Source organism: Pseudomonas abyssi (genome assembly GCF_003444685.1).
Lineage (GTDB): Bacteria > Pseudomonadota > Gammaproteobacteria > Pseudomonadales > Pseudomonadaceae > Halopseudomonas > Halopseudomonas abyssi.
Map to the genome: position 1 here is coordinate 352,724 of NZ_LMAZ01000003.1, position 17,556 is coordinate 370,279.

19 protein-coding genes are annotated in these 17,556 nt (G+C 62.3%); 10 read left to right on the forward strand and 9 right to left on the reverse strand.

Annotated elements, in window-relative coordinates:
- From ASB58_RS12305 to ASB58_RS12325, 5 genes are all read left to right on the forward strand, one after another.
- Window positions 1-1,500 carry an RNA polymerase factor sigma-54 gene (locus ASB58_RS12305; RefSeq protein WP_096003160.1) on the forward strand — a complete coding sequence of 500 codons (1,500 nt, stop codon included), beginning with the start codon at window positions 1-3 and terminating at the stop codon, window positions 1,498-1,500.
- A 113-nt stretch (window positions 1,501-1,613) separates the two neighbouring features.
- Window positions 1,614-1,922, forward strand: coding sequence for a ribosome hibernation promoting factor (hpf, locus tag ASB58_RS12310; RefSeq protein ID WP_083728964.1), 309 nt, complete (start codon window positions 1,614-1,616; stop codon window positions 1,920-1,922).
- 12 nt (window positions 1,923-1,934) lie between these two features.
- On the forward strand, window positions 1,935-2,393 hold the full coding sequence (gene ptsN, locus ASB58_RS12315; RefSeq protein ID WP_096003161.1) for a PTS IIA-like nitrogen regulatory protein PtsN: 459 nt from the start codon (window positions 1,935-1,937) through the stop codon (window positions 2,391-2,393).
- A gap of 2 nt (window positions 2,394-2,395) precedes the next feature.
- Entirely contained in the window at window positions 2,396-3,250 is an 855-nt protein-coding gene (gene rapZ / locus ASB58_RS12320) for an RNase adapter RapZ (protein ID WP_096003162.1), read from the forward strand.
- Entirely contained in the window at window positions 3,250-3,522 is a 273-nt protein-coding gene (locus ASB58_RS12325) for an HPr family phosphocarrier protein (RefSeq protein ID WP_096003163.1), read from the forward strand. Before rapZ ends, ASB58_RS12325 begins: the two co-directional genes overlap by 1 nt.
- A gap of 194 nt (window positions 3,523-3,716) precedes the next feature.
- Here the strand turns inward: ASB58_RS12325 and pmbA are convergent, their stop codons facing one another.
- Complete coding sequence (gene pmbA / locus ASB58_RS12330) at window positions 3,717-5,072, reverse strand: metalloprotease PmbA (protein WP_096003164.1); 1,356 nt, start codon at window positions 5,070-5,072, stop codon at window positions 3,717-3,719.
- 133 nt (window positions 5,073-5,205) lie between these two features.
- On the opposite strand from pmbA, the gene yjgA reads away from it, so the two are divergent.
- The 3 genes from yjgA to egtB all read left to right on the forward strand — a co-directional run bounded on the left by yjgA (window position 5,206) and on the right by egtB (window position 8,035).
- Entirely contained in the window at window positions 5,206-5,736 is a 531-nt protein-coding gene (gene yjgA / locus ASB58_RS12335; protein ID WP_096003349.1) for a ribosome biogenesis factor YjgA, read from the forward strand.
- Window positions 5,737-5,843: 107 nt separating this feature from the next.
- A complete protein-coding gene (gene egtD / locus ASB58_RS12340) occupies window positions 5,844-6,824 on the forward strand; it encodes an L-histidine N(alpha)-methyltransferase (RefSeq protein WP_118131055.1) in 981 nt (326 codons plus the stop codon).
- Entirely contained in the window at window positions 6,821-8,035 is a 1,215-nt protein-coding gene (gene egtB, locus ASB58_RS12345) for an ergothioneine biosynthesis protein EgtB (protein WP_118131056.1), read from the forward strand. Before egtD ends, egtB begins: the two co-directional genes overlap by 4 nt.
- Before the next feature lie 70 nt (window positions 8,036-8,105).
- Here egtB and ASB58_RS12350 read toward each other — a convergent pair whose 3' ends face one another.
- The 8 genes from ASB58_RS12350 to bioB all read right to left on the reverse strand — a co-directional run bounded on the left by ASB58_RS12350 (window position 8,106) and on the right by bioB (window position 15,705).
- On the reverse strand, window positions 8,106-9,911 hold the full coding sequence (locus tag ASB58_RS12350; protein WP_118131057.1) for a phenylacyl-CoA dehydrogenase: 1,806 nt from the start codon (window positions 9,909-9,911) through the stop codon (window positions 8,106-8,108).
- Window positions 9,912-10,084: 173 nt separating this feature from the next.
- A complete protein-coding gene (locus tag ASB58_RS12355; RefSeq protein WP_118131149.1) occupies window positions 10,085-10,732 on the reverse strand; it encodes a putative metalloprotease CJM1_0395 family protein in 648 nt (215 codons plus the stop codon).
- Window positions 10,733-10,843: 111 nt separating this feature from the next.
- Window positions 10,844-11,152 (reverse strand): hypothetical protein, encoded by a 309-nt coding sequence (locus tag ASB58_RS12360; RefSeq protein ID WP_118131058.1) that lies wholly within the window; start codon window positions 11,150-11,152, stop codon window positions 10,844-10,846.
- Window positions 11,153-11,226: 74 nt separating this feature from the next.
- Window positions 11,227-11,907, reverse strand: coding sequence for a dethiobiotin synthase (bioD, locus tag ASB58_RS12365; protein ID WP_096003169.1), 681 nt, complete (start codon window positions 11,905-11,907; stop codon window positions 11,227-11,229).
- Between the two features lie 10 nt (window positions 11,908-11,917).
- Window positions 11,918-12,700, reverse strand: coding sequence for a malonyl-ACP O-methyltransferase BioC (gene bioC, locus ASB58_RS12370; protein WP_118131059.1), 783 nt, complete (start codon window positions 12,698-12,700; stop codon window positions 11,918-11,920).
- Window positions 12,697-13,410: an alpha/beta fold hydrolase gene (locus ASB58_RS12375; protein ID WP_118131060.1), complete on the reverse strand. Its 714-nt coding sequence runs from the start codon at window positions 13,408-13,410 to the stop codon at window positions 12,697-12,699. Before ASB58_RS12375 ends, bioC begins: the two co-directional genes overlap by 4 nt.
- Window positions 13,403-14,569 carry an 8-amino-7-oxononanoate synthase gene (bioF, locus tag ASB58_RS12380; RefSeq protein ID WP_118131061.1) on the reverse strand — a complete coding sequence of 389 codons (1,167 nt, stop codon included), beginning with the start codon at window positions 14,567-14,569 and terminating at the stop codon, window positions 13,403-13,405. The genes ASB58_RS12375 and bioF overlap by 8 nt, the downstream gene beginning before the upstream one ends.
- A gap of 86 nt (window positions 14,570-14,655) precedes the next feature.
- Entirely contained in the window at window positions 14,656-15,705 is a 1,050-nt protein-coding gene (gene bioB, locus ASB58_RS12385; RefSeq protein WP_096003172.1) for a biotin synthase BioB, read from the reverse strand.
- Between the two features lie 82 nt (window positions 15,706-15,787).
- Between bioB and ASB58_RS12390 the strand changes: the two genes are divergently transcribed.
- The gene (locus tag ASB58_RS12390; RefSeq protein WP_118131062.1) at window positions 15,788-16,507 is read left to right on the forward strand and encodes a ComFC family protein; all 720 of its coding nucleotides are present in this window, start codon (window positions 15,788-15,790) and stop codon (window positions 16,505-16,507) included.
- Between the two features lie 69 nt (window positions 16,508-16,576).
- Window positions 16,577-17,554 carry an SrkA family protein kinase gene (locus ASB58_RS12395; RefSeq protein ID WP_118131063.1) on the forward strand — a complete coding sequence of 326 codons (978 nt, stop codon included), beginning with the start codon at window positions 16,577-16,579 and terminating at the stop codon, window positions 17,552-17,554.
- The last annotated feature ends 2 nt before the right edge of the window (window positions 17,555-17,556 follow it).

The following is a 17,556-nucleotide window of genomic DNA, read 5'->3' on the forward strand; positions in this document are numbered from 1 at the left end:
ATGAAACCCTCGCTCGTCCTCAAGATGGGGCAGCAGCTGACCATGACACCTCAGCTGCAGCAGGCCATCCGACTGCTTCAGCTGTCCAGTCTCGACCTCCAGCAGGAGGTACAGGAGGCCCTGGAAGCCAACCCCATGCTGGAAATGGCCGATGAGGGTGACGACGACTACAGCAGCAACGCCAGCGCCGATAGCGGCGACGATGATGCACCAGCGGTGACCCTGCCCGAGCCGGTCTCGATGGACTCCATCGACCAGCACACCCAGGGTGATCAGGAAGGCAACTGGAACGAAGCCATCCCCAACGAGCTGCCGGTCGACACCCAGTGGGAAGACGTTTACCAGACCTCCGCCAGCTCCCTGCCCAGCCAGGATGACGAAGACTGGGACTACACTTCGCGCACTGGCACCGGCGAAACGCTGCAGAGCCACCTGGAGTGGCAGCTCAATCTGCTGCCCATGTCCGAGACCGACTACCAGATCGCTACCGCGCTGATCGACGGCATCAACGCCGACGGTTACCTCGAAGAGTCACTCGAGGATATCCTCGCCTCCCTGCCCGAAGAGCTGGAAGCCGAGCTCGATGAAGTGGAGATGGTGCTGCACCGCATCCAGCAGTTCGAACCGGTTGGTGTAGGCGCCCGTGACCTGCGCGAATGCCTGTTGCTGCAGATCCGCCAGCTGCCGGACGACACACCGATGCTGGAGCAAGCTACCAGGGTGATCCGCGATCATCTGGAACTGCTCGGCAACCGCGACTTCACCCAGCTGATGCGCCGCAGCAAGCTGAAGGAAGAGCAGCTCAGAGACGCCATCAGCCTGATCCAGACACTCAACCCCCGCCCCGGCTCGGAAATCGCCTCCGGCGAGGCGGAGTACGTCATTCCCGACGTCATCGTGCGCCGCGACAGCCACCGCTGGGTGGTCGAGCTGAACCAAGACGCGGTACCCAAGGTGCGCGTCAACGGTCACTATGCGTCCATGGTCCGCCGCGCCGACTCCAGCGAAGACAACACCTACCTGCGCAACAATTTGCAGGAGGCGCGCTGGTTCATCAAAAGCCTGCAAAGCCGCAACGAAACCCTGATGAAGGTGGCCACCCAGATCGTCGAGCACCAGCGCGGCTTTCTGGAGCACGGCGAAGAAGCGATGAAACCACTGGTGCTGCATGACATTGCCGAGGCCGTCGGCATGCATGAGTCGACCATCTCGCGGGTCACCACGCAAAAGTACATGCACACTCCGCGCGGTATCTTTGAGCTCAAGTACTTCTTCTCCAGTCACGTCGGGACCAGCGAAGGTGGAGAATTCTCCTCCACAGCAATCCGCGCACTGATCAAAAAGCTGGTTGCAGCAGAAAACCCAAAGAAACCATTGAGTGACAGCAAGATCGCTGGTTTACTGGAAGAGCAGGGCATCGAAGTGGCCCGCCGGACCATCGCAAAGTACCGCGAGTCGCTCAATATCGCGCCATCGAGCGAACGCAAGAGACTGGTCTAGCGCCTGCCGACCGGTTGTCGGTCAAGGCAAAGATCCAGTTCAGGGATCATGCAGTGGCACCACCGGGTGACGGAAGATCACCCTGCAACAACAAGCCAATCAGGAGACGCCGTATGCAACTGAACATTAGCGGTCACCAACTCGACATCACTGACGCACTGCGCGATTACGTCACTGAGAAAATGGCCCGTCTGGAGCGGCATTTCGACAAAATCACCAACGTCCAGGTCACCCTCGAAGTTGAGAAACTCCGGCAAAAGGCCGAAGCCACACTGCACATCGCCGGTGGCGAGGTAGTAGCCCTGGCTGAGCACACCGATATGTACGCCGCCATCGACATGCTGACCGACAAGCTTGATCGCCAACTGATCAAGCACAAGGAAAAGCACATTGACCGCCAACAAGGCGCAAACGTCCGATAACACTGCGCCAACATGCAAATTGACCATATCCTGACCCCTGAACGCACCTTCTCCGGCGTTCAGGGGGGATCCAAAAAACGTGTGCTGGAGCTGATCGGCAAACTGGTTGCCCAGCACACCAACCTGGATCCTGACGCCATCTATGAAAACCTGATTGCCCGCGAGAAGCTCGGCTCAACCGGCTTCGGCAACGGCATCGCCATTCCCCACTGTCGTCTCGAAGACTGTCACCAGGCCATCGGCGCGCTGTTGCAGCTGGACGGCAAGATTGACTTCGATGCCCTGGACGGCCAGCCCGTGGACCTGATCTTCGTCCTGCTGGTCCCCCAAGAGGCCACTGAACAACACCTGCAGATCCTCAAGATGCTGGCCGGCAAGCTGGACCGGGCCGATCTGCGCGACGCCCTGCGTGCTGCGCCGGACGCCGACGCGCTGTACCACGTCATGGTCAACGACGGCGACGGAGGCTGACCATGCGCTTGATTGTCGTCAGCGGCCGTTCCGGCTCGGGTAAAAGTACCGCCCTGCACCTGCTGGAAGACAACGGTTTCTACTGCATCGACAATCTTCCCGCCGGCCTGCTACCGGAGTTGGCCCGCCAGGCCAGCCTCAATGACTTCAGCGTGCCCGACGTTGCTATCAGCATCGATGCCCGTAACCTGCCCAACGACCTGGCCCGCTTCCCTCAGCTGCTGAAAGAAGTACGCGATGCCGGTGTGCAGTGCGACATCCTGTTTCTCGCGGCCAGAGACGAAGTGCTGATCAAGCGCTTTTCCGAAACCCGCCGCAAGCATCCGCTGACCGACGACCAGCTGTCATTGGGCGAGGCACTGGCTCAGGAACTGAAAATACTTGAGCCGATCATCGATTTGGCCACGCTCAAGGTCGACACCAGCCACCTCAATCTCTACCAGCTGCGCGACCAGCTGAAGCAGCGCCTGCTGGGTGCCCAGGGTAGCCAGCCGTCGGTGCTGATCCAGTCCTTCGGTTTCAAACGAGGGGTACCGACCGACGCCGACCTGGTGTTCGATGTACGCTGCCTGCCCAACCCCTACTGGATGCCTGATCTGCGCGCCTACTCTGGCCGCGACCAGCCCGTGCGCGACTATCTGGCCGCTCAGCCCGAGGTCGAGGACATGTTTCAGGATATCGTCTACTATCTGCGCAAGTGGCTGCCGCGCTATGCTGCCAGCGAGCGCAGCTACATGACGATCGCTGTTGGTTGCACCGGCGGCCATCACCGCTCTGTCTATATTGCCGAGCGCCTGGTCGAGGCCCTCGGCCGCACAACACCGAACCTTCTGATCCGTCACCGCGACCTGCCCTGATGCCCAACACCCGCGTCCTCATCATCAACAAGCTCGGCTTGCACGCCCGCGCCGCCGCCAAATTTGTTGGCGTTGCCAATCAATATGGTTGCAAGGTCGGCATCGGGCTGGATGAGAACGATCAGGTGGACGGCAAAAGTATCATGCAGGTAATGATGCTGGCCGCCAGCAAAGGCACCGAGGTCTGTATCAGCTGCGAGGGCGACCAGGCCGACGAAGCCATGGCCGCCCTGCTGGCGCTGATCAACGATTATTTCGGGGAAGGGGAATAGGGCAAGCGGCAAGCGGCAAGCGGCAAGCGGCAAGCGTAACCAGAGGGCGTTCGGCGGCTGGGCCGTCAAGTGCTTCTCAGTTTTTTTGCTGCCATGCGCAGCCAAAAGAAAACCCGCGCAACTCAAAGCCCCGCGGGTTTTACTTGCAGCTTGCAGCTTGAAGCTTGCGGCTTGCAGCTAGACAGTGGGGGGCGCTACGCGCCGCCCACTGTCATTCCATCCACCAACCAACTACCAGTCAGATAGTTACCGCGGCGCTCGACGTCGGAGCCGACGCAGCGCAGGTTGGCGTACATGTCGCGCAGGTTACCGGCAATGGTGACTTCGCTGACCGGGTACTGGATTTCGCCGTTCTCGACCCAGAAGCCACCGGCGCCGCGGGAGTAATCGCCGGTGACGCCATTCACGCCCTGCCCCATCAACTCGGTCACCAGCAGGCCGGTGCCCATTTCCTTGAGCAGCACATCCAGGTCGCCAGCATTGCTGCTGACCTGCAGGTTGTGTACACCGCCCGCGTTGGCGGTACTGGGCAAGCCCAGCTTGCGACCGGAGTAGGTGCTCAATAGCCAGCTGGTCAGTCGGCCCTGATCGATAAACGCCTGTTCACGGGTTTGCAGTCCATCGCCATCAAAGGCTGAGCTACCCAGCCCCTGAAGAAGATAGGGCGTTTCGTGCATGCGCATCCAGTCAGGGAAGACCGGCTGCCCCATGGCATCCAGCAGGAAAGTCGACTCACGATAGACTGCGCCGCCGGAGATGGCGCCAAACAGATGACCAACCAGACCGGCGGCCTGATCGGCGGCGAACAGCACTGGCACCTTGGCGGTTTTCACCGAGCGTGGCTGCAGACGCGCGAGCGTGCGCTGGGCGGCTTTATGACCGACCGACTGCTCGCTGGCCAGCCGCTCGGGCACGCGATCCACGGCATACCAGTAGTCGCGCTGCATGCCCTGCTCTGACGAGGCAATGAGAATGGCGGCACTGCTGTGTCGGCTGCTCAACGCGCTGCCGATGAAGCCATGACTGTTGCCGTATACCCGACAGCCCTGCTGAGTGCTGATCTGCGCGCTGTCGCTTACCAGGCGCGGATCGACATCCAGCGCCGCCGCTTCCAGCCGCAATGCACGCTCGATGGCGTCCTCGGCGCTCAGCTGCCAAGGGTGGAACAGATCCAGATCGGGCAGCTCGGCAGCCATCAGCTCGGCATCCGCCAGCCCCGCGCAGGGATCCTCGCTTGCGTGGCGGGCAATCACCAGGGCCGTCTCCACCGCCTTGATAATGGCTTCATCCGAGGTATCGGAGGTGCTCACGCTGCCCTTGCGCTGGCCCGCATAGAGTGTGATGGCAAAGCCCTGATCGCGATTGAACTCGACCGTTTCCACTTCACGGTTGCGCACACTGACCGACAGGCCGGTGTTCTGACTGACGCCGACTTCGCTGGCAGTCGCCCCCTGGCGCCGAGCTTCCTCGACAATAAAGGCCACCCGCTGCTCCAGCATCTCGCGCAGCGCCTGCGGACTTTCGGCTACGCTGGTTGTATTCGCGCTCATATCACCTCCAAAACAGAGGGTCATTGTAGCGAGCTTACCGGCAGACGCCACCACGCATTGGTCTCGCAACACCACAAAGGAGTATCATGTGCGGCCCGAAAGCCAGCTGTGCGGCACCGCCGACAGGAACACCATGACCGAATTTCACGAAGACGACGCGCTCGAGCCCGAAGACGAGGGTAAAAGCAAAACCCAGATAAAGCGGGAAATGGATGCCCTGCAGGATCTGGGCAAGCGCCTGATCGCCCTCAAACCCGATCAGTTGGCCAAGCTGGAGCTGACCGACAAGCTGCGTCTGGCGCTGGCCGAAGCACATCGGCATACCGCCCGGGGTGCACTCAAGCGTCACATGAGCTACGTCGGCAAGCTCATGCGTGACCAGGATGTGGAGCGTATCCAGCAATACGTTGACCTGCTCGACAGCGGCAGCCAGGCGCACAATCAGCACTTCCACCAGATTGAGCGCTGGCGTGACCGCCTGCTGACCGGCCGTGCGGACGAGCTGGAATTATTCATGCTCGCCTATCCCGACGCCGATCGTCAGCATCTGCGCCAACTGGTACGCCAGGCCAATCGAGAAGCCGAACAGAACAAGCCGCCAGCCGCAGCCCGCAAGCTGTTCAAGGCCATTCGTCTGCTGGCTGACGACGCTAAGGGGCTCTGAAGCGGCCGGTACTGGATCACAGCTCAGGGACACGCGCCCCACTCATCTTGGCGCTACGCGCCGACCGCTGCTAGGTTTTAACTTTAACCTGCAGAGGATGATGCTACGTGAGCCTTGCCCTTGATCTGCCGCGACTCGAGACCACCCTGCGCTTGCCGGCTCAGGATGAACTGCAAAACCTTCTGCAGGGCCTGCTGCAGCCAACCGCCCGCATCGACTCAAAGTACTTTTACGATGACTGTGGCTGCGCGCTGTTCACCAACATCTGTCGCCTCGACGAGTATTATCCGACACGCACCGAGGCACAGATTTTCTCTGATTACCGCGAGGCTATCAGCGCGCAACTGCCGGACGCCCCGCAGTGGGTTGATCTCGGCTGCGGCGACTGCAGCAAGACGCAGCAGTGGCTGAATGCCGTGCAGCCGGCGCGCGTGATCGGCGTCGACATCGCCGGAGAGTTTCTGCACAGCTCCATGGCCGCCGTCGCCAGGGAGAACCCGGATATCGAGTGTGTCGGTGTGGTCTGCGACTTCACCCAACAGCTTGAGCTGGAGCATGTGCTAGCCGAGCGCCCGGGTCACCCCCCGGTCTTCTTCTACCCCGGGTCGTCCATCGGCAATTTCGAGCCCCGCGATGCTATACGCTTTCTCAGGCGCATACGCGCGCACTGCGGGGAACACGGACGCCTGCTGATTGGCGCCGACCTGCTCAAGCCTCGCGACATACTGGAGGCCGCCTACGACGATGCCAGCGGCGTCACTGCCGCGTTCAACCTGAATATTCTCAACGTCGTCAACCGAGAGCTGGATGCCGATTTCCAACCCGAGCTGTTCCGTCATCATGCCCGCTTCGACGAAGCCCATCGGCGCATCGAGATGCAGCTGGTTGCTCGCGAGCGGCACAGTGTGCGACTGGCCCGCCACACCCGCCGCTACTTTGGCGCCGGCGAGCACATAGTGACGGAGTACTCCCATAAATACAGTGTCGACGAATTTCGCGCCCTGCTCGCCGCCAGTGGGATGCGCTGCAGCCACTACTGGACCGACCCGCAAAACTGGTTCGGCGTTTTCCTGGCGGAACCGGCATGAACCGTTTGGCCCAGCAAGCGGCGAGCGGCGGCCTGCCATTCGACTACGCTCAGGTGCGTGCACGGTCGCTGGAGCTGATTCGCGGACTCAGTGCCGAGGATTGCCAACTGCAATCCATGGCCGACGCCAGCCCGTTGAAATGGCATCTGGCGCATACCACCTGGTTTTTTGAAACCTTTGTGCTCGCCGCATTACCGCAGCCGCCCAAGGTGATCGATCCAAGCTACACAGTGCTGTTCAACTCCTACTACGTGGGCATTGGCGAACGTCATTTGCGCGCCGAGCGTGGCCTGCTATCACGGCCAACCCTGGAGGAGGTGCTCTCCTACCGCAAGCAGATTGACCAGCAGCTGCAGCAGGTGCTGGCTGACACACCGCAAGACAGCGCCCTCGCTAGCCTGGTGACCCTCGGCCTGCAGCATGAACAGCAGCATCAGGAGCTAATGCTGACCGACCTGAAGCACCACTTTTCCTGCAATCCGCTGCAGCCCGCCTGGCGAGCAGCAGCGCCTGAACAGGCGTGCGCTGCGGGCATCGCTCAAGCATCTGCCTATCGAGCCATACCGGGCGGGCTGTGTGAAATAGGCGCGTACGACGACGGCTTCAGCTATGACAACGAAGGCCCGCGTCATCGGGTCTGGCTGGAACCCTTCCTACTCGGCGAGCGCAACGTCAGCAATGGCGACTTTATCGCCTTTATCGCGGACGGCGGGTACCAACGCCCCGAACTGTGGCTGTCCGACGGCTGGGAGTGGGTCAGCCAGCGGCAGGCACAGGCTCCCCTCTACTGGCAGCAGGATGCCGATCAACACTGGCTTGCCTTCACCCTGGCGGGCTTGCAACCGCTAAACCGCGACGCGCCCGTGTGTCATATCAACCTGTACGAAGCGGACGCCTATGCGCGCTGGGCAGGTGCGCGACTGCCAACCGAAGCCGAGTGGGAGCATGCGGCACGCGCCGAGCCCAACCTTGCCGGGCTGTTCGGCGAGGTCTGGCAATGGACCAACAGCGCCTATTTACCGTACCCCGGCTACCAGCCGGCCGCTGGTGCCGTGGGCGAGTATAACGGCAAATTCATGATCAACCAGATGGTCCTGCGCGGCAGTTCCTGTGCCACCCCGGCGGGTCACAGCAGACCCTCCTACCGCAATTTCTTCCCGCCCGCGGCGCAGTGGCAATTCAGCGGACTGCGCCTGGCGCGCAATCTTTGAACCTCAGACATTAAAAAAGGCCGCCCCGTTACCGGGGCGGCCTTCTTACTGGCACTAACGCGTCGCTGAATCAGTAGCCCAGCGCGAAGTTGTCAGCATCCATGTCCATCAGGTTGTCCGCACCGGACAGGATCGCCTCAACGTGAGTGCGAACGCGCGGCAGGATGCGCTGATAGTAGAAACGGGCAGTCTGCAGCTTGGCCTTGTAGAAGCCCTCTTCCGCGGTACCGGCAGCCAGCTTCTCGGCAGCAAGACGTGCCATGTCAGCCCAGAAGTAAGCCAGGCAGGCGTAACCGCTGTACATCAGATAGTCCACAGACGCAGCGCCGACCATTTCGCGGTCTTTCATCGCGGCCATGCCGATCTTCATGGTCAGCTCGCCCCACTCCTTGTTCAGCGCAGCCAGCGGTGCGACAAACTCGGCGATGGCTTCATTGCCTTCGTTGTTCTGGCAGAACTTGTGCACGATCTTGGTGAAGCCCTTCAGCGCTTCGCCCTGGGTCATCAGAACCTTACGACCCAGCAGGTCGAGGGCCTGAATACCGGTGGTGCCTTCGTACAGCATGGAGATACGAGCATCACGCACGTTCTGCTCCATGCCCCACTCGGCGATAAAGCCATGGCCACCGTAGATCTGCACACCGTGGTTGGCCGCTTCAAAACCGACTTCGGTCATGAACGCCTTGGCAATCGGCGTCAGGAACGCCAGCATGGCATCAGCCTGCTTCTTCTGCTCGGCATCCTGACTGTTCTTCAGGATATCGACCTGCTTGGCAGTGAAGTAAACCATCGCGCGGTTACCTTCGGTAAACGCCTTCATGGTCAGCAGCATACGACGCACGTCCGGGTGAACGATAATCGGATCAGCCGGCTTCTCCGGTGCCTTGTTGCCGGTCAGCGAACGCATCTGCAGACGCTCACGGGCGTACTGGATGCCGCCCTGGAAGGCGATTTCGCTGTGTGCCAGACCCTGCAGTGCAGTGCCCAGACGCGCAGTGTTCATGAAAGTGAACATGGCGTTCAGGCCCTTGTTCGGCTCGCCGATCAGGTAGCCGGTAGCACCGTCGAAGTTCATCACGCAAGTCGCGTTGCCGTGGATGCCCATCTTGTGCTCGAGCGAGCCACAGGTGACACCATTGCGTTCGCCCTTCTCGCCATCGGCGTTAACCAGGAACTTCGGCACGATGAACAGGGAAATGCCCTTGGTGCCGGCCGGTGCATCGGGCAGGCGAGCCAGCACGATGTGGATGATGTTCTCCGACATGTCGTGCTCGCCGGAAGAGATGAAAATCTTGGTGCCGGATACCTGGTAGGTACCATCAGCCTGCGGCTCGGCCTTGGTGCGCAGCATGCCCAGGTCGGTACCACAGTGCGGCTCGGTCAGACACATGGTGCCAGTCCATTCGCCAGAGACCAGCTTGGGCAGGTAGGTGTGCTTCTGCTCGTCGGTACCGTGGGCATCCAGAGTGTTCATGCAGCCATGGGACAGGCCCGGGTACATGCCCCAGGACCAGTTGGCCTGACCAACCATCTCGCTGATGGCCAGACCCAGCGACTCGGGCAGACCCTGACCGCCGTGATCCACGTTGTGGGCCAGGCTCGGCCAGCCGCCTTCAACGTACTGCTGGTAGGCTTCCTTGAAGCCGGTCGGGGTAGTCACACCCTCAGGGCTCCAGGTACAGCCTTCGGTGTCACCCACGCGGTTCAGCGGGGCAATCACCTGCTCACAGAATTTAGCGCCTTCTTCCAGAATGGCATTGACCATATCCGGCGTGGCTTCTTCGCAGCCGGGCAGGCTCTGATAGTGTTCTTCATAACCCAGAAGTTCATCGCGGACGAAGCGAATGTCACGCAGGGGAGCCTTGTATTCGGGCATGGTACTGGACCTCAAGTGTTGTATCAGTATGCACGGGCAGCCGAGGCTGCGGTTGTGGTGGCTGCGCGGCAGCCGATTCAAACAGACGTTTGAAACATACGTTTACGCCAAGGCGTTGTCAACCCCGGCATGAATGCCAAGACATCATTGAAATTGAGAGTAGCAGGAGGTAGTCAGGCAGAGGCCTGAAGTGACGGAGCGCCGGAATCAGCAGCAATATTGCGATACAAACTAAGGGCGGCGACGGTAGCCTCTGCGCCCTCGCTGTCAGCGCTGGACTGATCATCCACCGGGTCTTGGTCACCCGCGCGGGATGCAGCCGCAGGCCGTTCACCCTCGTCGGTCTCGGCGGTGGCCAGCTCAACCCGGGCCTGAGCAATCAGCTGTGCGGCCTGGGCAGCAATGGCGCGATCAGCTGAAGAGGGTTCAGCCGGCGCCAGGGCGGCGCGACGCACCTGCTCCATTTTGTCGATAGTCGCCTGCGGATCACCCGCCACAGGCGACGTAGAGATAGGTACCTCGCCACCCACGGCGTACTGCCGCCCGTCCGGGCCTCGTTCGTAGGTATAGCTGGCGGTGCCAGCGTACTGCCCGCCAACGGCAACGTGCGCCTGTTCGTGCGCCCGCACCTCTCGGTCGCGGGCAGCCAACTCGGCAATCTCCTGCTGCTCAATCAGCGCCAGCTCGGCTTCAGCCTTGCTCAGCTGCTCGCGCTTGCTTTGCTCGGCAGCCGCCGCCTGCTCGCCCTCGGTACCGGGTGCGGCAGCGGAATCTGACTCGTCAACAGGTGGGAAACGCGTGGCCGCCTGGCCGGGAGGCATTGGCTCGCTGATCGAAATGCTACGAGCCGTGAACGTGGTCAGCGCCGAAGGCTGGTATGCGGGGGGCAGACTGCTACCGACACTGACCATGACAGGTGTCCGGGGGCTGGCCTAGACAGTAACGTCCAGCAAAGTGCCAAGCACCTCGTCAGCGGTGTCGATTACCGACGCGCCAACTTCCGCTTCCTGACGGCCCTGCTGCAGCTCAACCAGGCTGTCGACCAGATTGACCGGACGATTGGTTTCTACAGCCGTAGAGGCTGCTGCCTGGCCGGTCGCCGGCTGGGCAGGTTGGGCCGCATTGAGCGCGGGATCAGCGGGCAGCCCGGCGCTGGCGATCTCGGAAGCCGCCGCATTGATACGGTTCTGACCCTGGCGTACCGAGGTCAGACCAGATGAGATAAGGTCAAGGGTAGGCATGGGCACCACCTCTCACATTAGGTTTCCCGTCATTCAAGCACAAATGGGCAAACGGCCCAACACCGCTGGTCGCATCAGACCAGTGGCGACACCTCCAGATGGGCCGCCACGGCCGCTGCGTCAGCCTTTGCCAACCGGGGCACCACGCCCAGACAGGGCGCCTGGATCCGTTGCCGCAGAGTCGCCAGGTTCTCGGCCTGCCGGTCCATATCCGGATCAACATGGTTGGCGACCCAGCCGGCCAGCTGCAGCCCGTCTGCTGCAATCGCGCGGCAACTGAGCAGCGCGTGATTGATGCACCCCAGACGCATGCCGACCACCAGAACCACCGGCAGTTTCAGCGCTATTGCCACCTCACTGAGCAGTTCCTGGTCGTTGAGCGGCACGCACCAGCCACCGGCTCCTTCGACCAGGGTCAGATCCGCCTGTCGGTCAAACACCTGCCGGCAGGCGCCCGCCAGCGCCTGCGCCGTCAGCGGTACATTTTCCTCACGCGCAGCGATATGCGGCGCGATAGCGGCTTCCAACGTCACCGGGTTAATCAGATCGTAGGCCAGCGGTGGTTCGCACTCGGCCTGCAGCGCCAGGGCATCTTCATTGCGCAGCCCGTCGGGGGTGCGCTCGCAGCCCGCGGCTACCGGCTTGACGCCCGCGGTCGTCAGGCCGCGCAGGCGCGCGGCGTGCAGCAGGCCGGCGGCCACGGTGGTCTTGCCAATCTCGGTATCGGTACCAGTAATGAAGTACTGCTTGCTCATGACGAATTACCTACTTGTACAAAATGATCTGGGCCACCTGATAGGTCGCCGGCAAACCGGCAACCTGACGATAGGTTTCATAGGCGGCAGTCAAGGCCCTCAGGCGCGCGCGTCCGGTCAAGCCGCCTGGACGACCGGCATTCAGATTATGGGCGCCGAGGGCCTTCAGCTCATGGGTCAGGGCACTGAGCTGCGGGTAATGCAGCACATGGGTTTCCACTTCACAGTGCCAACGCGCAAAACCGGCTTCCGCCAGCACGACCTGCAGCTGCGCCAGCGGCATGAAACGATTGACATGGACATAGCCGTCCACCTGCTCCCAGGCGCCCCGCAATTCGCCAAGCGTGCCCTCGACCAGCGTGTTGAAGGCCATGCAGCCACCCGGCAACAAGACTCTTCTGGCCTCACTCAGCGCACGCCCAAGATCAGGGCACCACTGCAACGCCAAACTGGAAAACAGCAGGTGTTGTGAGTCGCCCCGCAACGGCAGCGCCTCTGCATCGGCAGCAATCCAGGCCGCGTGTTCCGGCCCCTTGGTGCGCGCAAAACACAGCATGCCCTCGGCGATGTCCAACCCCAGCACCGGGCGCTCAAATCGAGCGTTCAGGGCTCGGGTGAAGTAGCCCGTACCGCAGCCAAGATCGACCAGCGAGTGCGGCTGCAGATCATCTGGCAGGCGCGCCAGCAGGTTGCTGCCGACCTGCCGCTGCAGCTCGGCCACCTGGTCGTAGGTGCTGGCTGCGCGACTGAAGGAGGCAGCAACCGCTCGCTTGTCGATGGCAACGGCGTTCATTGCCGCTCCAGCCAGTTGCCGATCTCGCCGGCCAGCCAGATGGGAGCCTCCAGCGGCAGCGCGTGACTGGCCTGGGGCAGCACACAGATCTCGGCTTGCTCGTTTAGCTGCGCCAGCGCCTGCGCTGCACCGGCCGGCACCAGCGCATCGGCGCCGGCGAGACAGTGCAGCACCGGCTGCTGGCAGCGCTGCAGCGCAACACGGTTGTCCAGCACACCCAACAGCGCGAGATGGTTGAGCCGCTGCAGCGGGTCCAGACCACTCCAGACCAGTTGCCGACTCAGCTCGCGCGCGCGGTCAGCGCCTTGGGTGACCAGCAGACCAAAACGCCTGAGTGCGCGTTCGGGCTGCTCTCGGGCATCTCTGATAAACCCCTTGAAGGTCTCCGGCGCCATCGCTTCGGGCCAGCCCTCGCGCGCGGAAAAACAGGCATTGCTGGCAATGGTCACCACGCCCGGGAAGCGCTCGGGAAAACGTCGCTGCAGCTGCACCGCCAGCACGCCGCCCAGCGACCAGCCACCCAGCCAGCCAGCCGGCAAGGCTTCGGCCAACGCAGTCAGGTCTGGCTCCAGGGTCGACATCTGCAAGCCGGGCGGCAGCTCTGCTGCCTGAATGTTCAGCGCGGGTAAGCGCTCCTGCAGGGCCTGCTGCAAAGGCAGCAAATTGCTAGCCGCCAATGCCCAGCCAGGCAGCAGGGTAAAATTACTCATGAATCAGCTCCTGTTGCGCCTGCGCCAGTGTCTCAAGCAGACGATCAACCTGTTGTTCGGTATGGATGGCACTCAGCGTTACCCGCAAGCGCGCGGTCCCCTTGGGCACCGTGGGCGGGCGAATCGCGGTGACCAGTATGCCGCGTTGCCGCAGCGCCGCCGAGAGCGCCAGGGCACGTTCACTGCTGCCGACCAGAATCGGCTGAATCGGCGTCGGGCTGTCCATCAGCTCCAGCCCCAGCGCCTCAACGCCTGTGCGAAAGCGGCGTATCAGGGCAGCAAGGTGCTCGCGGCGCCAGCGCTCGTCACGCAGTAAACGCAAACTGGCAAGCGTGGCATGCGCCACAGCCGGCGGCTGGCTGGTGGTATAGATGTAGGGTCGGGCAAACTGGATCAGGGTTTCGATCAGCTCGTCGCTGCCGGCGACAAAGGCCCCTGCCGTGCCAAAGGCCTTGCCGAGAGTCCCCACCAGCACCGGCACCTGCTCCATCGACAGGCCAAAATGCTCGACGATGCCGCCACCCTGCTCGCCCAGGCAGCCAAAGCCATGGGCATCATCGACCATCACCCAGGCCCCGGCGCTGGCGGCCTCGGCGCACACGGCCGGCAGATCGGCCAGGTCGCCATCCATGCTGAACACGCCGTCCGTCACTACCAGCGTATTGCCCTGCGCCTTGCCCAGACGACTGCGCAGGCTCGCCGCATCATTGTGCAGGTAGCGCGAGAAACGCGCGCCGGCAAGCAACCCGGCATCGAGGAGCGACGCATGATTGAGCCGGTCCTGCAGGACGGTATCGCCCTGCCCTACCAGCGCCGTCACGGCGCCCATATTGGCCATGTACCCACTGGACAGCAGCAAGGCCCGAGGCCGGCCGGTAAACTCGGCCAGCGCCTCTTCCAGCGCATGGTGGGCGCCACTGTGGCCGGTCACCAGGTGCGATGCACCACCGCCCGTCCCCCAGCGCCGCACGCCCTCGACAAAGGCATCATTGACGCGCGGATCGTTGGCCAGGCCGAGATAGTCATTGCTGCAAAAGCTCAGCAATCGCTCGCCATCGACCAGCACCTCGACGCCCTGCGGCGTTTGCAGCAGCGGACGCTGACGATACAGGTGCGCAGCACGGCGCTCGGCGAGGCGGGAGGAGAGATTGAAGGACATCAGAAAGCTCCAAGCGACAAGCAGCAAGCTTCAAGCCACAGCAGACCAGCTTGCGGCTTGCAGCTTATGGCTTGAGGCTGCCGTCGTCAGACGGCCGAATAAAACAGTTTGCTATCGCGCTGCTCAATAAGCGCCTGTTCGATCGCCGCCTGGTGCACTTCGTCGGCGTGTTCTTCCCGGGCCTCGGGCTGAATGCCGAGGCGCTCGAACAGACGCATGTCCTTGTCCGCCTGCGGATTGCCGGTGGTCAGCAGTTTCTCACCGTAGAAGATGGAGTTGGCACCGGCCAGAAAGGCCAGGGCCTGCATCTGCTCGTTCATCTGTTCGCGGCCGGCGGACAGGCGCACATGGGACTCGGGCATCATGATGCGGGCCACTGCGAGCATGCGAATAAAGTCGAAGGGGTCCACATCCTCTTCTTCGGCCAGGGGCGTGCCCTTGACCTTCACCAGCATGTTGATCGGCACGCTCTCCGGGTGCTCCGGCAGGTTGGCCAGCTGAATCAGCAGGCCCGCACGGTCCTCCAGGGACTCGCCCATACCCAGAATGCCGCCAGAGCAGATTTTCATCCCGGCGTCGCGCACGTAGGCCAGCGTTTGCAGACGCTCGCTGTAGGTGCGAGTGGTGATGATGTTGCCGTAAAACTCGGGCGAGGTATCCAGGTTATGGTTGTAGTAATCCAGTCCGGCCTGCGCCAGCGCCTCCGTCTGCTCCTGGGTGAGCTTGCCCAGCGTCATGCAGGTTTCCAGGCCAAGCGCCTTGACGCCCTCGACCATCTTCAGCACGTACGGCATATCCTTGGCAGACGGATGCTTCCAGGCCGCGCCCATGCAAAAGCGGGTGGAACCAATAGCTTTGGCGTCTGCTGCGGCCTGGAGCACCTTTTCCACTTCCATCAGTTTTTCTTTGTCCAGGCCGGTGTTGTAATGGCCCGATTGCGGACAGTACTTGCAGTCCTCCGGGCAGGCACCGGTCTTGATGGACAGCAGGGTCGAAACCTGCACACGGTTAGGGTCGAAATACTGGCGGTGCACGCTCTGGGCCTGAAACAGCAAGTCGTTGAACGGCAGCTTGAACAGCGCCAGCACCTCGGCCGGGGTCCAATCGTGGCGGGTCACGGAAGCGATCATGGGTATTGTCCCTGTTATCTGTCTGGGGACCGCCGGGCGGTCCGAACTCTGCAGGGAATCATAACGGCAGCACGGAGGCTGTCAACCATTGAAAAACACACCGGTTTACAGGTGGATAAAAAACAACCTGCCAGACACCTGCCTGCTCTGCTTGGCATCGCCGGATGGGACACAGGACGATATTTGCCACGCCTGCCTGGCTGACCTGCCCTGGCAGCATGCCTGCTGTGCACGCTGCGCAATGCCGCTGCCACACGCCAGCGCTCGCTGCGGTCGTTGCCTGGCCAAACCACCAGCCTTCTGTCACGCGGTAGTGCCACTGCTCTACCGCTTTCCGCTGGATGCGCTGATCACTGCGTTTAAATATCACCGCCACAACCGTTATGGTCTGCTGCTGGCTCGCTTGTTGGCAGATTATCTGGAGCAGCACCTCGCGGAACCCGGGGCCCTGGTACCTGAGCTGCTGCTGCCCATCCCGATGCACCCTAAAAGACAGGCGCAGCGGGGCTACAACCAGGCATTTGAGCTGACGCGCGACCTTGCCAAGGCATTGCAACTGCCCTGTCGCGCCGGCCTGCTGCAGCGAGTGCGTCAGACGGCCCCCCAGGAAGGACTGGATGCCGCCGCACGTCGGCGCAATCTGCGTGGCGCTTTCGCCTGTCCGCAGCCCGAGCAGGTGGAGGGTCGCCACCTGGCGCTGATCGACGATGTGATGACCACCGGCGCCACCCTCGACGAAGCCAGCCGCACCTTGCTGGCAGCCGGCGCAGCCTCAGTGCAGGTCTGGTGTGTTGCGCGCACACCCTGAGCGGTACTGCGCGGGCGGCCCGGCTCCTGCTACCCTTGTCGGCTCAAACGCCAATATCGAGCCTCCACCATGTCCAGCCACCCGTTTTCCACCCTCACCCCCGACACCGTGCTGGACGCGGTCGAGTCGCTTGGCTATCTGTCCGATGCCCGCATCCTGACGCTGAATAGCTATGAAAACCGGGTATTCCAGGTTGGCATCGAAGATGCTCAACCGCTGATCGCCAAATTCTATCGCCCGGGTCGCTGGAGCGCCGCCGCCATCATCGAGGAGCACACTTTCAGTCTGGAGCTGGCCGAGCGGGATATTCCGGTGATCGCACCGGAGCAGATTGACGGCCAAACGCTGTTCGAGCATGCCGGCTTTCGTTTCAGTCTGTTCCGTCGCTTTGGCGGCCATGCGCCCGAACTGGACGACCCGGACCACCTGCTGATGCTCGGCCGCCTGGTCGGCCGCCTGCACGCGGTCGGTTCCATGCATCCGTTCAAGCATCGCCCGACGCTGGATTGGCAGAGTTTCGGGCGCGACAGTGTGGACTTCCTGCGCAGTGCAGAGGTGGTCCCCAGCAGCCTGCAGCCGGCCTATTTTTCCGTTGCCGAAGATCTGCTGCAGGTTGTCAATGAACGGCTGCAGGCCTACCCGGCCAAGCAGATCCGCCTGCACGGCGACCTGCACGTCGGCAACCTGCTGTGGCGCGACGACAGCCTGTATATGGTCGACCTGGATGACTGCCGCATGGGGCCGGCGGTGCAGGATCTATGGATGATGCTGTCGGGGGAACGCGACCAGCGACAGGCCCAGCTGTCCGAACTGATTGACGGCTACAACGAGTTCCACGACTTCAATCCGGCCGAACTCGCTCAGGTTGAGCCGCTGCGCAGCCTGCGTCTGGTGCACTACAGCGCCTGGTTGGCTCGACGCTGGGACGACCCGGCGTTTCCGATGCACTTCCCCTGGTTTGCCCAGGAGCGCTACTGGGCCGACCAGATTCTGACCCTGCGCGAGCAGCGCGCCGCATTGGATGAGCCGGCGCTTCGGCTCTTCTGATC

What these genes read in the sequence shown, in the direction of transcription:
- ASB58_RS12325 (WP_096003163.1), top strand. Translation starts at nt 3,250, where the DNA reads ATGCCCAACACCCGCGTCCTCATCATCAACAAGCTCGGCTTGCACGCC.
- ASB58_RS12360 (WP_118131058.1), bottom strand. Translation starts at nt 11,152, where the DNA reads ATGCCTACCCTTGACCTTATCTCATCTGGTCTGACCTCGGTACGCCAG.
- ASB58_RS12375 (WP_118131060.1), bottom strand. Translation starts at nt 13,410, where the DNA reads ATGAGTAATTTTACCCTGCTGCCTGGCTGGGCATTGGCGGCTAGCAAT.
- hpf (WP_083728964.1), top strand. Translation starts at nt 1,614, where the DNA reads ATGCAACTGAACATTAGCGGTCACCAACTCGACATCACTGACGCACTG.
- bioC (WP_118131059.1), bottom strand. Translation starts at nt 12,700, where the DNA reads ATGAACGCCGTTGCCATCGACAAGCGAGCGGTTGCTGCCTCCTTCAGT.
- bioF (WP_118131061.1), bottom strand. Translation starts at nt 14,569, where the DNA reads ATGTCCTTCAATCTCTCCTCCCGCCTCGCCGAGCGCCGTGCTGCGCAC.
- rapZ (WP_096003162.1), top strand. Translation starts at nt 2,396, where the DNA reads ATGCGCTTGATTGTCGTCAGCGGCCGTTCCGGCTCGGGTAAAAGTACC.
- ptsN (WP_096003161.1), top strand. Translation starts at nt 1,935, where the DNA reads ATGCAAATTGACCATATCCTGACCCCTGAACGCACCTTCTCCGGCGTT.
- ASB58_RS12355 (WP_118131149.1), bottom strand. Translation starts at nt 10,732, where the DNA reads ATGCCTCCCGGCCAGGCGGCCACGCGTTTCCCACCTGTTGACGAGTCA.
- ASB58_RS12305 (WP_096003160.1), top strand. Translation starts at nt 1, where the DNA reads ATGAAACCCTCGCTCGTCCTCAAGATGGGGCAGCAGCTGACCATGACA.
- pmbA (WP_096003164.1), bottom strand. Translation starts at nt 5,072, where the DNA reads ATGAGCGCGAATACAACCAGCGTAGCCGAAAGTCCGCAGGCGCTGCGC.
- ASB58_RS12395 (WP_118131063.1), top strand. Translation starts at nt 16,577, where the DNA reads ATGTCCAGCCACCCGTTTTCCACCCTCACCCCCGACACCGTGCTGGAC.
- bioD (WP_096003169.1), bottom strand. Translation starts at nt 11,907, where the DNA reads ATGAGCAAGCAGTACTTCATTACTGGTACCGATACCGAGATTGGCAAG.
- ASB58_RS12350 (WP_118131057.1), bottom strand. Translation starts at nt 9,911, where the DNA reads ATGCCCGAATACAAGGCTCCCCTGCGTGACATTCGCTTCGTCCGCGAT.
- egtB (WP_118131056.1), top strand. Translation starts at nt 6,821, where the DNA reads ATGAACCGTTTGGCCCAGCAAGCGGCGAGCGGCGGCCTGCCATTCGAC.
- yjgA (WP_096003349.1), top strand. Translation starts at nt 5,206, where the DNA reads ATGACCGAATTTCACGAAGACGACGCGCTCGAGCCCGAAGACGAGGGT.